The sequence below is a fragment of the Micromonospora cynarisoli genome (assembly GCF_030518815.1).
Lineage (GTDB): Bacteria > Actinomycetota > Actinomycetes > Mycobacteriales > Micromonosporaceae > Micromonospora > Micromonospora wenchangensis.
The window spans coordinates 6442664-6456410 of sequence record NZ_CP130426.1; the positions used below are offsets into that span (position 1 = coordinate 6442664).

Genomic DNA, 13747 nt, shown 5'->3' on the forward strand with positions numbered 1-13747 from the left:
TGGGCCCACCCCCGGCCAGGGGTGGGCCCACGTGACATTCCGGGGGGTGCGTCAGGAGCGCAGCCCGCTGCGACGCAGCACGGCGTCGCCGACGACGATCGCCAGCAACAGCACGGCCAGGCCGACCAGCCAGATGTCCTCGACCTTGCCCTCGTGGTTGCCGCACAGCATCGCCAGCAGCGCCAACGCGGAGAGCACCGCGCCGATCCGCCCGGCCTTGCGGTGCCCGGGCCTGTGCTGATCTGGCGCGGTTACCGGCTCGCTTCCTGCCACTGTCGGTCCTTCCCTCGCGATCGGATCTCCGGCTAGTCTGGCACGCCCCGCCCCGGGCCCGGTGCGGGGTCCGCCCTGCTGAGGGCGCGGTGCGGCGCAGGACCACGCAACCGGGTGGGGCAGGACCACGCCACCGGGTGGGGTGGGCCGGCCGGGGCGGCACCCGGGCCGAAGGTCCCCTTCCCGGTGGGGCGGGTCGGCTCTACCGGCGTCGCGGGCCGTCGACCACACTGCCTCCGGTAGCGTTCTGACGTACACCTTGATTGTCTGTTTGAGGGGGACTGCGGTGCGAGTGACCGGTACGGGACACGCCAGCATGCGGATCGACACGGCTGCGGGCAGCATCCTGTGCGACCCGTGGGTCAATCCGGCCTACTTCGCCTCGTGGTTCCCGTTCCCCGACAACTCCCTGCTCGACTGGGAGACCCTGGGCCGGGTCGACTACCTGTACGTGTCGCACCTGCACCGGGACCACTTCGACGCCAAGCATCTGCGGGACTTCGTCTCGAAGGACGCCACCGTCCTACTGCCCGAGTTCCCCACCTCGGAGATGGAGGACGAGCTGCGGGCGCTGGGCTTCACGAAGTTCCTGCGCGCCCCCAACGAGCAGGTGGTGGAGCTGGACGGCGGCCTGAAGATCATGATCCAGGCGTTGACCAGCCCGACCGACGGCCCGATCGGCGACTCGTCGCTCTGGGTGGAGTACGACGGGGTCCGGCTGCTCAACCAGAACGACGCCCGCCCCACCGACCTGACCGTCTTCGCCGAGCTGGGCCACGTGCACGCGCACCTGCTCCAGTTCTCCGGCGCGATCTGGTATCCGATGGTCTACGAGCTGCCGCAGGCGGCGAAGACCGCGTTCGGCAAGCAGAAGCGGGAGCGGCAGTTCGACCGGACCTGGCGCTACATCGACGACCTGAAGGCCGACCACGTCTTCCCGATCGCCGGCCCGCCGTGCTTCCTCGACGACGCGTTGTGGCAGTTCAACGACATCCACGGCGACGAGGGCAACATCTTCCCGGACCAGTCGGTGTTCCTGTCGGAGTACGCGAAGGTCGGCGGCACCAACGGCATCGTGCTGCTGCCGGGCAGCGTCGCCGAGGTGACCAGCTCCGGTGCGACCACCACCCACCCGCAGCCGGTCGAGGAGTTCTTCGCGAACAAGACCGCGCACCTGGAGGAGATGCGGGAGCGTAAGCGCCAGGTCATCGAGGCGGAGAAGGCGTCCTGGCGGCACCCCGAGATCGACGTCCTGGCCGGGATGAAGCGCCGGATCGAGCCGCTGCTCGACGAGTCGATCTACCTGGCCAAGGGGGTCGGCGGCCCGGTCCGCTTCGACCTGGTGGGCACCGACGGCTCGGGCGGGGAGACCGTCGAATCCATCGTGGTGGACTTTCCCGGCAAGCAGGTCCGGCCGTACGCCGACGAGAAGGTCCGGTACCGGTTCCGTACCGAGCGGGCGCTGATCGAGCACCTGCTGTACATCGACGAGGTTGACTGGGTCAACTCGCTCTTCCTGTCCTGCCGCTTCTCGGCGGCCCGGATCGGCCAGTACAACGAGTTCGTCTACGCCTTCTTCAAGTGCCTGTCCACCGAGCGCCTCCAGTACGCCGAGGGCTGGTACGACGAGCACGAGCGGGCCGTCGACGCGGAGGACGTCACCCTGGGTGACTGGGTGGTGCAGCGCCGCTGCCCGCACCTGAAGGCGGACCTGACCCGGTTCGGCATCGTCGAGGGCGACCAGCTCACCTGCCAGCTGCACGGCTGGAAGTTCGACCTGCCGTCCGGCCGCTGCCTGACCAGCGTCGGCCACAAGATCCGCGCCGCCCGCACCCAAACCCCCACCCCCTAACCCCCTAACCCCCCCACCCCCTCCCCTCCCGCCCCCTCCCCCCGATTCCACCCCACCCCACCCCCGTTTTCGGCGATCATGGAGTTGTGCTGGGCCGCAAAGGCCCTGAAGCGGTACACGCCGGGCACCACAACTCCATGATCGACACAGGCATGGAGGGTGGGGGGTGGAGGGTGGGGGGCGTGGAGAGCGGGGGAGGGGTGGGGGACGAGGAGGAGTTCGAGGAGGAGTTCGAGGAGGAGTACGAGTTCGGGCATCGGCGGGAGAAGGAGCGGGACGCCTCGCGGGTGGAGGCGTTCAGCGACGCGGTGATCGCGATCGTGCTCACCCTGATGGCGGTGGAGCTGCTCCAACTCAGCCCGCAGCGGCCCGAGGGTCAGGACCTGCCCGGGGCGCTGTTCCACGAGTGGCCCGCCTACCTGGCGTACGTGATCACGTTCGTGATCGTCGGTCAGGTCTGGTTGACCCACCACAACATGTGGCGGTACGTGGTCAAGGTCGACCAGTTGCTGCTCGTGCTCAACCTGCTGTTGCTGCTGTTCGTCGCGGCCATTCCGTTCGCGGCCAGCCTGCTCGCCGACAACCTGCGGGGCACCGTCGCCGACCAGCGGTTGACCGCCGCGCTCTACGTGGGCACGGTGCTCGGTGAGGCGCTGTTCTTCAACCTGAGCTGGTGGTGGGCCCGCCGCCGCCGGCTGCTCGACCCGGGGCTGGACCCCCGGCTGGCCCGCGCCGTGGCCCGCCGCTTCCTGCTCGGCCCGGTGCTGTACGTGGTCGCGTTCGGCATCTCCTTCGTCGACCCGGTGCTCAGCCTCGCGGCGTACTTCCTGCTGACCGGGCTGTACCTGATCCGGGGTCCGGGCGACCTGCCGTCCTCCCGCCCGGCCCGCGCCTGACCACGCCGCGCCGGCCCCGGGGCCCGGCCGGGCGGCCCGGTCCGGCGGCCCCGGTCGGCGAGGAGGCGTCGGGCGGCGTTCCGGCCGGACGCGCCGGTCACGCGCGCCCGCGATCAGGTCACCGGTGCCCGGGGCGTACCGCCCGCAGATCTCCACCAGTTGATCGGCTCGCTACGATGCGGGCCATGCAGCAACCCTCGGTGAGCATCGCGCCCGGATCCCTCCTCGGTGCCGCGATATCCGCCTACCGCACCTGTGAGCTGGCAACGCTCGCCAAGGACGGTACGCCGGTCGCCTGGCCGACCTCAGGGCTGCTCCGCCCGGACGGCACGATCATGATCACCACCTCGCTGGGGTACCCGCAGAAGGCCTTCAACGTGCGCCGCGATCCCCGGGTGGCGCTGCTCTTCTCCGACCCCACGGCCAGCGGGCTGACCCGGCCGGAGCAGATCCTGGTACGCGGCACGGCGGACTGCCCCGACGAGGTACACACCGAGCCGACCGGGGACCTGGGCGCCTTCTGGGCCCAGATGTTCCAGCGCCAGCCGGTCAGCCGGGGATACCTCGACTGGCCGGCGACCATGTTCACCGATTTCTACTTCATGCGGCTACTGATCACCGTCACCCCGACCGAGGTGAGCACCCGCCCGTTGCCCACCACCACCGCCGTCACCGGGTCAGCCGGGAGCGCGCCGTCGGGGGAGGGCCTGGTCGGCGCGGAGGTGCTGGCGACGTACCCGAGTGTGGTGCTGGCGACCCTGGACGCCGGTGGGGCGCCGCTGTTGGTGCGTACCACGGCGACCGCCGGCGTGGACGGCTACCGGGTGGTGGTGCCGGACGGGCTGGCACCGGTCGAGGGCCCGGCCAGCCTGCTGGTCCACCAGCACGACGCGCAGTTGTGGAACCTGCACAACGCCAACGTGCGCGGTGAGCTGGTCCGCGACGCCGGGGCCTGGACGCTGCGCCCCCGGCGGCTGATCGAGCCGGCCGCCAGGCACCAGCCCCGCCGGACGGACTCGCTGCGCACGGTGCGTTCCACCCGAGCCGCCACCCGCCGCTACCTGCGGCGGCGTGGCTGGAAGCGACCCACCATCCCCTGGGCGGCCTACCGCGCCCTGCGCCCCGAGGGCAGCAGCCGGTAGCCGGGCCCGGTGTCGGCCGCGGTGTGGAGGGGTGCCTGCCGGCCCGTGGGTGTCGACACCCCTCAACGGCCGAGGTCGGCGAGGATGCGCTGGGCCGCGTTGTGGCCGGCCGCGCCGATCACACTGCCCGCCGGGTGACAGCCGGCGCTGCCCGCGTAGACGCCGTCGATGCCTGTGGCGTAGGGCATCCGGTCGGTGAACGAGACGGTGTTGTCGACGTGGTGGATGTGCCCGCCGGTGATGCCGAAGTGCGCCTCGATGCCGGGCGGGGGCAGCGGCACCGCGTCGGCGATCAGGTCACCGGTGCCCGGCGCGTACCGTTCGCAGATCTCCACCAGCCGGGTGACGTAACCGGGCAGCGCGGTGTCCCAGTCGGTGCCGGCCAGCGTGTAGGGCACCGACTGGACGAACAGCGCCGACGAGTGGTGCCCGGCCGGGTCGGACAGCGACGGGTCGACGGTGGTGTGCAGGTACCACTCGATGGTCGGCTCGTCGGGCAGCCGCCCGGCCTGCACGTCCGCCCACATCGCCCGCAGCGCCGCCATCGGCGACTCGCCGCCCGCCCCGACCAGTGACGCCGACCCGGGGAGCAGGTGGATGGTGGACCCGAACGGGCTGGGCGCGTCGGCGGGCAGGCAGGAGAACCGGGGCAGCCCGGTCAACGCCAGGTTCAGCTTGAGCGTGGTCCCGGGCCGGCGGACCGCCGCCATCCGCGCGCCCAGCTCCGCCGGCAGCGCGCCGTCGGGCAGCAGCTCCATCAGCCGGTACGGGTCACACGCGCCGAGCACCACCTCGGCGGCGACCTCCCGCCCGTCCGCGAGCCGGACGCCCGAGGCCGTGCCCCCGGACAGGGTGACGGCGTCGACCCGGGCACCGGTCAGGATGGTCGCCCCGGCCGACCGGGCGGCCTCGGCGAAGGTGCGGGAGACGGTGCCCATCCCGCCCTCGGCGATCATCCAGGTGCCGTCGGCGCCGGGCAGCCGGCACATGTTGTGCACGAGGAAGTTGTGGCCGGTGCCGGGGTCGTCCGGGCCGGCGTTGAGGCCGGACAGCCCGTCGGTGACCGCGTACATGCTGACCAGCAGCTCGGAGCGGAAGTCGAAGCGGGCCAGGTAGTCGGCGACGGAGCCACGTACCAGGTCGACGAAGACCTGCCGCAGCTCGGGGCGGACGTAGCGTTCGGCGGTCTGCTCCGCCGGCAGCGGCTCGGCCAGCCAGGCCGGGGCCAGGTCGGCGCGCAGCCGGCCCAGCTCGGCCTGGAGCGCGTCGTCGGCGGCCACGTCGGCGGGGGAGAAGAACTCGGTGAGCTGCCGCCGGGTCGCGGCGGTGTCGCTGCCGAACAGCAGGTACGGCGCACCGGGCCCGCCCGGGGTGGGCAGGAAGTAGTGCGGGTCGCGGCGCAGCACGGGGATGCGGACGTCCAGGGTGGCGAGCAGTTCCGGCGGCATCAGCCCCAGCAGGTACGACCCGGTGGAGTGGCGCAGCGCGGGCACCTTCGGGAACGGGTTCTCGGTACGGGTGGCCCCGCCGATCACCTCCGCCGCCTCCAGCACCAGCACGTCCAGCCCGGCGCGGGCCAGCAGGACGGCGGAGACCAGCCCGTTGTGCCCCGATCCGACGATCACGACGTCGGCGCGGGACGGCAGCTCACTCGCATCGCTCATGCCTGCGCAGCCTAGTGCGGTACGCGGCGTGAAGTCTGCCGGCTCGACCGGCGGGACCGGCCGGTGCGGGCAACCGGGGGAGCGGCCGGGCCGGCCCGTCGAACGTGAACGGTTGTTGCGATAGTTGACGTCGGTCGTTGCGGGGCCGACGCCGGCCCCCCGTCGGTGGGCGGCCCGGGTGCGGGCGACGACGGGTCGGCGGGTCGACGAGGGGAGAGGCCGATGTTCGCCTGGTGGGGGCGGGTGGTGGTGCGCGCCCGGTGGGCGGTGCTGGCCGTCGCCGGGGTGCTGATCGCCGTCGGGGCGACCTGGGGCACCGGGGTGTTCGGCGAGCTGAGCGGGGGTGGCTTCGACGACCCGTCGAGCGAGTCCAGCCGGACCGTGCAGCGGGTCACCGCCGAACTCGGCAGGCAGGGCGCGGACGTGATCGTCCTGTGGTCCAGCGACACCGTCACCGTCGAGGACCCGCGGTTCCGTGACCCGGTGACCTTCACGGTGGCCGGGCTGCGCCAGCGCGCCGAGGTGGCCGAGGTGACCACCTGGTACGACGCGCCCGCGCCCGCGCTGGTCGCCACCGACCACCGGGCCACCTACGCGCTGGTCAAGCTCACCGGCGGCGACGAGGACGCCCGCTCGGCGCAGTTCGCGGCGCTGCGTCCCGCACTGGACGCGCCAGGCCTGCGCACCGACGTCGGCGGGCTGGTGGCGTTCCAGGCGGCGGCCACCACCCAGAGCACCGAGGACGTCACCCGCGCCGAGCTGCTGTCCATGCCGGTGCTGCTGGTGCTGCTCGTGTTGATCTTCGGTGGGCTGGTCGCCGCCGGCACCCCGCTGCTCGTCGGCGGGCTGGCCATCCTCGGCGCGTTCCTCGCGGTACGCCTGGTCAACATGGTCACCGACGTGTCGATCTTCGCGATCAACGTGATCACCCTGATCGGCCTCGGGATGGCTGTCGACTACGCGCTGTTCATCGTCAGCCGGTTCCGGGAGGAACTGGCCGCCGGCCGGCCCGTCGCCGAAGCGATCCGCCGTACCATGCTCACCGCCGGCCGGACCGTCTTCGTCTCCGGGCTGACCGTCGCGCTCGCCATGGCCAGCCTGCTGATCTTCCCGCAGCCGTTCCTGCGGTCGATGGGCTTCGGCGGGATGGCCGCCGTGCTGATCGCCATGCTGGCCGCGCTCACCGTGCTGCCGGCCCTGCTGGTGGTGCTCGGCCACCGGGTGGACGCGGTGCGCGTACCGCTGCCGTGGCGGCGGGGGTCGCGGGGTGCGCGGCGGGCGGCGGGTGAGCCCGGCGGCGCCTGGGCCCGGATCGCGCGCAGCGTGATGCGCCGGCCGGTGCTGTACCTGGTGGGGGTCGCGGTGCTGCTCGGCGTGCTGGCCACCCCGTTCGCGCGGATCACCTTCGGCGGAGTCGACGAGCGGGTGCTGCCGGCGGACGCCGCGCCCCGGGTGGTCTCCGAGCGGATCGCCGCCGAGTTCCCCGGCGGCACGATCGCCCCGGTCGAGGTGCTGGTCTCCGGCGCGTCGGCCGACGCGGTACGCCCGTTCGCCGACCGGATCGCGGCGGTGCCGGGGGTGACCGGGGTCCAGGTCACGGCGGCGAAGGGGGAGTCCACGCTGCTGTCGGTGAGCTACCCGGGGGAGCCGACCGGCGACGCCGCCCGGGACGTGGTGCGGGCGCTGCGCGACCTGCCCGGCCCGGACGGGGCGCAGGTGCTGGTCGGCGGACGGCCCGCCGCCGACGTCGACCTGCTGGACAGCCTCGGCGACCGGCTGCCGTGGATGGCCCTGCTGATGGCCGGCGCGACCCTGCTGCTGCTCTTCCTCGCCTTCGGCTCGGTGGTGCTGCCGGTCAAGGCGGTGCTGATGAACCTGCTGTCGATCGGCGCGTCGTTCGGCGTGGTGGTCTGGATCTTCCAGGACGGGCACCTGTCCGGCTTGCTCGGCTTCACCTCCACCGGGTTCATCGAGCCGAGCAACCTCATCCTCATGCTCGCGGTGCTGTTCGGGCTGGCCACCGACTACGAGGTGTTCCTGCTCAGCCGGGTCCGCGAGGAGTGGGACCGCACCGGCGACAACACCGCCTCGGTCGCCGCCGGCCTGCAACGCACCGGCCGGATCATCACCGCCGCCGCGCTGCTGCTGATCATCGTGGTGGCCGGCTTCACCACCGGCGGAATGGCCTACATCAAGCTGATCGGCGTCGGCATGATCGTGGCGATCGTGGTGGACGCGACCCTGGTCCGGGCGCTGCTCGTGCCGGCCACCATGCGGCTGCTGGGCCGGTGGAACTGGTGGGCCCCGACGCCCCTGGCCCGGTTCTGGGCCCGCTACGGCCTCCGCGAGACCGACGATCCGGCGGAGTCGCCGACCCCCGACGGGTCGGGGCCGACGGCCCCGACGGCCGGGTCGGACGCCGCGGGGTGGTTCGCCGTCGCGGACCGGGACGTCCCGACGGCGTCGGCCCCGGAGCCCGACGCCGACCCGGAGGCGGCGGCGCGGCGGGCCCGCCAGCGGGACAACGCGAGGGTGGCCGAGTAGCCGGCCAGCACGATCACGTGGAACAGGTAGAGCCAGAGCAGCACCGCGACGCCGGCCCCGACCGGGTCGAAGCCGCCGAACGGCACCCCGAGATCCAGCGGAAGCGAACAGAACAGCACGAAGCCGTGCAGGAAGCCGGAGAGGTTGGCGGCGGTGAACGAGCCGACCGCCAACGTCGACAGCCAGTCCGGTGAGGCCGGCCCGACCACCCGGAACACCCACATCAACACCGGGGTGAGCACCAGCCACACCGCCAGGAACGACAGCACGATGCCCAGGGCGGCGACCCAGCCACCCTGCCGGATCAGCCGGGTGGTGGTGGGCAGCGCGATGAGGATCGACAGCAGCAGGGCGGGAGCGGGGGCGAGTAGCGGCAGCAGCAGCAACCGGCCCCGCCAGCCGACCAGCGACTCGTCGGGGTTGGGTGCGGTGGCGACCGAGACGAACGCCCGGCGTAGCCCCTCACCGTAGAGCGAGGCGGGCAGCAGGGAGGCCAGCGCCGGCAGCGGGGTCAACTGCACCCCGGCGTTGACCAGGGCGTCCACCGCCTCGGGCGCGCCGATCGCGTCCGGCAGCGTCTCCACGGCGTACGCGGTGAGCCGGCGCACCCGGTCCGCGCCGGCCAGCAGCGAGGTCAGCCAGATCGCCAGCAGCGCCACCGGCACCACGGCGATCGCCCCGTAGAAGGTGATCGCGGCGGCGTGCAGGGAGAGGTCCCGGCCCCGTACCGGCCGGAACGCGGCGCTGGTGATCCGCTTCGTACGCTGCCATGCGTCGCCCATCGCGCTGTTCTTCCCCCTGTCGCCCGCCGCCACGCATCACGATCCCGCGTCAGGGCCGGCACCGTCGATGATCGGGTCAACTGGGCCGATGTTGCGGTGTCGGGGCTCCGGGATGGCGCAACATCGGCCCCGGCGAGTGGATCACTAGCGGACTGACCGGCGGGTAGGCGGTCATTAACCGCAATCCGGACGACATCTTGCGGTATCGATAGACGTCGCCCTATTCTCGCTTGTGGAAAGCGCTTTCCAAATGCTCAGTGCGGGTGCCCCGGTGAGTTCAGCCACCGCCGGAGGCGTCAGTTCGCCGTGCGCGGCAGCACGGCGAGCGGGTCGACCCGGTACACCGGCGCAGGCACCCCTGGCCGGCCGGCGACTCCGCCTGACGGCCGCGGAGGCCCGGCCCGTCCCCGGCGCGCAGAGGTCCACAGGATCGCCACCATCACTGCCGCCCGACCGGGCACCACACACCACCCGGCAGCGGCACCACCACCAGGTAATGAGAAAGGTGACGCGAGGATGAGACGACCAGTCGCACGACGAGTCCAGGCGGGGCTGGCCACGGCCGCCGTCGGTGCCGCGATCTGCGTGGCCCTGCCGGTGCACCAGGCGTCGGCGGCGGCCGGCAGCGCCAGCGGCTACGCCACCCAGAACGGCGGCACCACCGGCGGCGCGGGCGGGCAGACCGTACGGGCCAGCACCGGCACCGCGATCCACGCGGCGCTGTGCAACCGGGCCAGCAGCAGCACCCCGATCGTGATCGAGGTGCAGGGCACGATCAACCACGGCAACACCACGAAGGTCTCCGGCAGCAGCTGCAACACCGCCGCCGACAAGATCGAGCTGAAGGAGATCAGCAACGTCACCATCGTCGGGGTCGGCAGCGGGGCGGTCTTCGACCAGCTCGGCATCCACCTCCGCGACTCCCGCAACATCATCATCCAGAACGTGACCGTCCGGAACGTCAAGAAGTCGGGCTCGCCCATCTCCAACGGCGGTGACGCCATCGGCATGGAGAGCAGCGTGCGCAACGTCTGGGTCGACCACGCCACGCTGGAGGCGTCGGGTGGCGAGTCGGAAGGTTACGACGGGCTGTTCGACATGAAGGACGACGTCCAGTACGTGACGCTGTCGTACAGCATCCTGCGCAACTCCGGCCGGGGCGGCCTGATCGGCTCCAGCGAGAGCGACCGGGGCAACGGCTTCGTCACCTTCCACCACAACCTCTACCAGAACATCGACTCCCGTACGCCGCTGCTGCGGGGCGGGATCGCGCACGCCTACAACAACTCGTACGTGCAGCTCAACGAATCGGGGATCAACTCCCGGGCCGGCGCGCGGGCCAAGGTGGAGAACAACTACTTCAAGAACTCCCGGGACGTCCTGGGTACCTTCTACACCAGCGAGGCCGGGTACTGGCAGGCCAGCGGCAACATCCTGGACAACGTGACCTGGTCCAGCCCCGGCAGCGAGACCAACCCCGCCGGCCCGGGCATGCCGTCGAACACCAGCGTCAGCATCCCGTACTCGTACCGTCTCGACGGGGCGAGCTGCGTGCCGGACATCGTCCGGCAGACGGCCGGCGCGAACACCGGCCTCAAGGAGTCGAACGGAAGCTGCACGCCGACCACCCCGAACCCGACCACCCCGGCCCCGACCACGCCGGCCCCGACCACGCCGGCCCCGACCACGCCGGCCCCGACCACGCCGGCCCCGACCACGCCGGCCCCGACCACGCCGGCCCCGACCACGCCGGCCCCGACCACGCCGGCCCCGACCACCCCGCCGCCCACCAGCACCCCCGGCGGAACCAACCTCAGCATCGGCGCCGGCTCCGACGGCTCCAGCAAGGCCAGCGGTACGAGCTACGGCGACGTCCGGGACGGCAACCTGGGCACCTACTGGTCGCCCGCCGGATCGACAGGTGACATCTCGATCAAGTGGGGCTCCGCGACCAGCATCTCCTCGATCAACATCCGGGAGGCGTCCGGCTCGGCCGGCAGCGTCACCTCCTGGCAGGTGCTCAACGGCGACACCGGCGCGGTGCTGGCCTCCGGCAGCCGGGCCGGCGTGGTCACCTTCGCCCGTACCTCGCTGAAGAAGGTCACCTTCCGGATCAACAGCTCCTCCGCCACCCCGAAGGTCGCCGAGTTCGAGACCTACGCCTGACCACCTCCGGGCCGTCCCGGGGGCGGTGCCCGCCTCCCCAGGCGGCGCGGGGTGACGTCCGAACCGCGCGGGAGGTGATCAACTCAGTGGGGCCGATGTAGGGGTGTCCGTTCGGCGTGGACACCCCCACATCGGCCCCGTTGTGGGGATCACCGCTCTTCCGACGCCCCGGGCGGCGGCCAGCCGTGGCGGGTCCACGCGATGAAGCGGGTGAAGTAGGTGGCCGGGTCGACCGGGCCGGTGGCGACCCGCAGCGCGTCGGTGATCGCGTCGTGCATCAGCAGCCAGAGGTAGATGGACAGCGCGGGTCGGTCGTGGGCGTACTCCCGCCGCAGGCTCAGCTTGGCCGGCTGGCACGGCCACGGGGCGGCACAGGCCCGGCACCGCCAGGCGGGCCGCGCGGCGACGTGCGGCCCGGGACCGTCCCGCCGGGCAGCCGCCTGCCGCCACCGTTCGAGCGCCGTCGCCCGGTCGCCGCCTGTCCGGCGGTCGGTCGCCGGGTCGTCGCTCATCGGGCCGGTCCTGCGAACCGCCGGTGCAGCGCGGCCACCCGGACCAGGACGGTGCGCGATCGTCCACCCTGCGCCACGCTGCCGTCCGGGTGCAGGGGCACCCCGGTCAGCTCGACCCACTCCAGCCCAACGCGGTCGAGGCCGATCGGCGGCGCGGTGAGCCGCAGCCGCAACGGGCCGGTCCCGTAGCAGTAGTCGACCTCGCCCACCGTGACCAGGTCACCCACCGTCACCGTGCCGGCTGACACGACCGGTGCGGCGAGCGGTGGCGCACCTTCCGCAGCGGTCACCGGCGCGGTGCCCTCCGGTCGGGTCGTCGGCGGCGTGCCGGCCGGCGGGGTCACCGGTGTCCGCCGTTCGCCCGGTAGGCCTGGCCACGGGTGATCAGGCCCGCCGCGCTCACCCAGTGCACGGCGGTGGGGCCGTTCCACAGGTGGTGGCGCGGCGCGGGCAGCGTGGCCGGTGGCGGTTCCCGCCGGGGTACGCCGGCCAGCCGGTCCGGGCACGGCCAGCGCAGGCCGCAGGTGCAGTACCGACCCCACCGCGACCAGTTCCGCCGATGCCGTGGCGACATCGGTACGGGGGTGTGCCACTTCCTCATTGGTTCGTCCTTCCTCACGCCTGTTCACACTCTGCTGTGGACGCGACTACTGTCGGAAGGTGGCGCGGGGTCTCAGCGTCGGGTGTGCCGAACGGGTCCGGCCAGGTGGCCGGCGCTGGCGGTTGGTGACAAATGTGTGGTGGAGGTGTGATGACCGGTGGACCGATGTCGACCCTGGAATTTCTCGGGGCGGAGCTGCGCCGGGCGCGCAAGGAGCGCGGGCTGAGTCAGGAGGACCTGGCCCAACAGATCAGCTACTCGTCGTCGCTGGTGGGCATGGTGGAGATCGGCCACCGGACGCCGTCGCAGGACTTCATCACCCGCGCGGACGCCGCCCTGGCGGCCGGTGGCCTCTTCGAACGGCTGCTCGCCCTGGTCCGCGCCGACTCCGCACCCCCGTGGCTACGCGAATGGATCAGCGTGGAGCGGGAGGCCACCTTGATCCGCTGGTTCGAACCGTCCCTCATCCCCGGCCTCCTACAGACCGAGGCGTACGCCCGTGCGGTGCTGCACGGCGGCGGAATGCTCCGGGAGAGTGAAATCGAGCAGCGTGTCTCCTCCCGAATGGATCGGCAGGCAGTGCTGACCCGGGAGCATCCGCCCGAGGTGGTGGCAGTGATCGACGAGGCGGTGCTGCGCCGGGGGATCGGCGAACCGGCGGTGATGATCGAGCAGTTCGAGCATCTGCTGCGGCTGACTGAGCACTCGCACATCAGCGTGCATGTGGTGCCAACAGATGCGGGGATGCACGCCGGCCTGGCTGGTCCGTTCATTCTGGTCCGCGTGCCCGACGGAGGGGAGGTCGTGCACCTGGACAGCGCCCTGCGGGCGCACATCACCGACCGGCCGGACGATGTTGATAGCCTTCAGCGCAGATGGGAGACTGCGCGGTGAAGCACTGCCACGCCGGGCCTCCCGGGATCTCATTCGGGAGTTGGCGAAGTCATGGACTTGACCGGTGCAGTCTGGCGCAAGTCGACCCGCAGCGACAACGGTGGCTCCACCTGTGTGGAGGTGGCGACGAATCTGCCGCAGGTGGTCGGGGTGCGGGACAGCAAGGACCGTGGCGGCCCCGCGCTGACCTTCCCGCCCGCTGCCTGGGTCAGCTTCGTCGCCGCGACCCGCTCAGGTGACCTGAACTCCGCCCGAAATTGATCGTACTGCCGGCGCAGTCGCCCGCCGTTTCATTGCCGTTCGCCGCCCGGACGACAGGCGGGCGACAGGCCCGTCCCACGTGCCTGCCGCCGACGTGATGATCGACTCAACGGGGCCGATATGGGGGTGAAGGTCGACGGGGACACCCCCGTATCGGCCC

At 72.2% G+C, this 13747-nt stretch carries 12 protein-coding genes and 1 pseudogene; 7 read left to right on the forward strand and 6 right to left on the reverse strand.

Going from position 1 to position 13747, the window contains the following annotated elements; genetic code table 11:
• Nucleotides 1-51: 51 nt before the first annotated feature.
• Complete coding sequence (locus Q2K16_RS28410; RefSeq protein ID WP_088645513.1) at nucleotides 52-273, reverse strand: DUF2631 domain-containing protein; 222 nt, start codon at nucleotides 271-273, stop codon at nucleotides 52-54.
• 286 nt (nucleotides 274-559) lie between these two features.
• On the opposite strand from Q2K16_RS28410, the gene Q2K16_RS28415 reads away from it, so the two are divergent.
• The 3 genes from Q2K16_RS28415 (at nucleotide 560) to Q2K16_RS28425 (ending at nucleotide 4163) form a co-directional block, all read left to right on the forward strand.
• Nucleotides 560-2125, forward strand: coding sequence for a Rieske 2Fe-2S domain-containing protein (locus Q2K16_RS28415; protein WP_302741327.1), 1566 nt, complete (start codon nucleotides 560-562; stop codon nucleotides 2123-2125).
• 287 nt (nucleotides 2126-2412) lie between these two features.
• The gene (locus Q2K16_RS28420; protein ID WP_302746643.1) at nucleotides 2413-3021 is read left to right on the forward strand and encodes a TMEM175 family protein; all 609 of its coding nucleotides are present in this window, start codon (nucleotides 2413-2415) and stop codon (nucleotides 3019-3021) included.
• A 185-nt stretch (nucleotides 3022-3206) separates the two neighbouring features.
• A complete protein-coding gene (locus Q2K16_RS28425; protein ID WP_302741328.1) occupies nucleotides 3207-4163 on the forward strand; it encodes a pyridoxamine 5'-phosphate oxidase family protein in 957 nt (318 codons plus the stop codon).
• A gap of 62 nt (nucleotides 4164-4225) precedes the next feature.
• Here Q2K16_RS28425 and Q2K16_RS28430 read toward each other — a convergent pair whose 3' ends face one another.
• On the reverse strand, nucleotides 4226-5827 hold the full coding sequence (locus tag Q2K16_RS28430; protein WP_302741330.1) for a phytoene desaturase family protein: 1602 nt from the start codon (nucleotides 5825-5827) through the stop codon (nucleotides 4226-4228).
• Between the two features lie 222 nt (nucleotides 5828-6049).
• Here Q2K16_RS28430 and Q2K16_RS28435 point away from each other — a divergent pair, with 222 nt between their 5' ends.
• On the forward strand, nucleotides 6050-8371 hold the full coding sequence (locus Q2K16_RS28435) for an MMPL family transporter (RefSeq protein WP_302741331.1): 2322 nt from the start codon (nucleotides 6050-6052) through the stop codon (nucleotides 8369-8371).
• On the opposite strand, the pseudogene Q2K16_RS28440 reads toward Q2K16_RS28435, so the two are convergent.
• A pseudogene (locus tag Q2K16_RS28440) lies at nucleotides 8320-9153 on the reverse strand (YhjD/YihY/BrkB family envelope integrity protein); the annotation flags it as partial. The gene Q2K16_RS28435 and the pseudogene Q2K16_RS28440 overlap by 52 nt on opposite strands.
• Before the next feature lie 516 nt (nucleotides 9154-9669).
• Here Q2K16_RS28440 and Q2K16_RS28445 point away from each other — a divergent pair.
• Nucleotides 9670-11319 carry a pectate lyase family protein gene (locus Q2K16_RS28445; RefSeq protein WP_302741333.1) on the forward strand — a complete coding sequence of 550 codons (1650 nt, stop codon included), beginning with the start codon at nucleotides 9670-9672 and terminating at the stop codon, nucleotides 11317-11319.
• 149 nt (nucleotides 11320-11468) lie between these two features.
• Here Q2K16_RS28445 and Q2K16_RS28450 read toward each other — a convergent pair whose 3' ends face one another.
• From Q2K16_RS28450 to Q2K16_RS28460, 3 genes are read right to left on the reverse strand one after another with little or no spacing between them, the layout of a single operon-like run.
• Nucleotides 11469-11831 carry a hypothetical protein gene (locus tag Q2K16_RS28450; protein ID WP_302741334.1) on the reverse strand — a complete coding sequence of 121 codons (363 nt, stop codon included), beginning with the start codon at nucleotides 11829-11831 and terminating at the stop codon, nucleotides 11469-11471.
• Nucleotides 11828-12175, reverse strand: a complete 348-nt coding sequence (locus tag Q2K16_RS28455; protein WP_302741336.1) for a hypothetical protein — start codon at nucleotides 12173-12175, stop codon at nucleotides 11828-11830. The genes Q2K16_RS28450 and Q2K16_RS28455 overlap by 4 nt, the downstream gene beginning before the upstream one ends.
• A complete protein-coding gene (locus Q2K16_RS28460) occupies nucleotides 12172-12432 on the reverse strand; it encodes a hypothetical protein (RefSeq protein ID WP_302741337.1) in 261 nt (86 codons plus the stop codon). The genes Q2K16_RS28455 and Q2K16_RS28460 overlap by 4 nt, the downstream gene beginning before the upstream one ends.
• A 150-nt stretch (nucleotides 12433-12582) precedes the next feature.
• Here Q2K16_RS28460 and Q2K16_RS28465 point away from each other — a divergent pair, with 150 nt between their 5' ends.
• Both Q2K16_RS28465 and Q2K16_RS28470 read left to right on the forward strand, forming a co-directional pair.
• Nucleotides 12583-13326, forward strand: coding sequence for a helix-turn-helix domain-containing protein (locus Q2K16_RS28465; RefSeq protein WP_302741338.1), 744 nt, complete (start codon nucleotides 12583-12585; stop codon nucleotides 13324-13326).
• 51 nt (nucleotides 13327-13377) lie between these two features.
• Complete coding sequence (locus Q2K16_RS28470) at nucleotides 13378-13587, forward strand: DUF397 domain-containing protein (protein ID WP_302741340.1); 210 nt, start codon at nucleotides 13378-13380, stop codon at nucleotides 13585-13587.
• The last annotated feature ends 160 nt before the right edge of the window (nucleotides 13588-13747 follow it).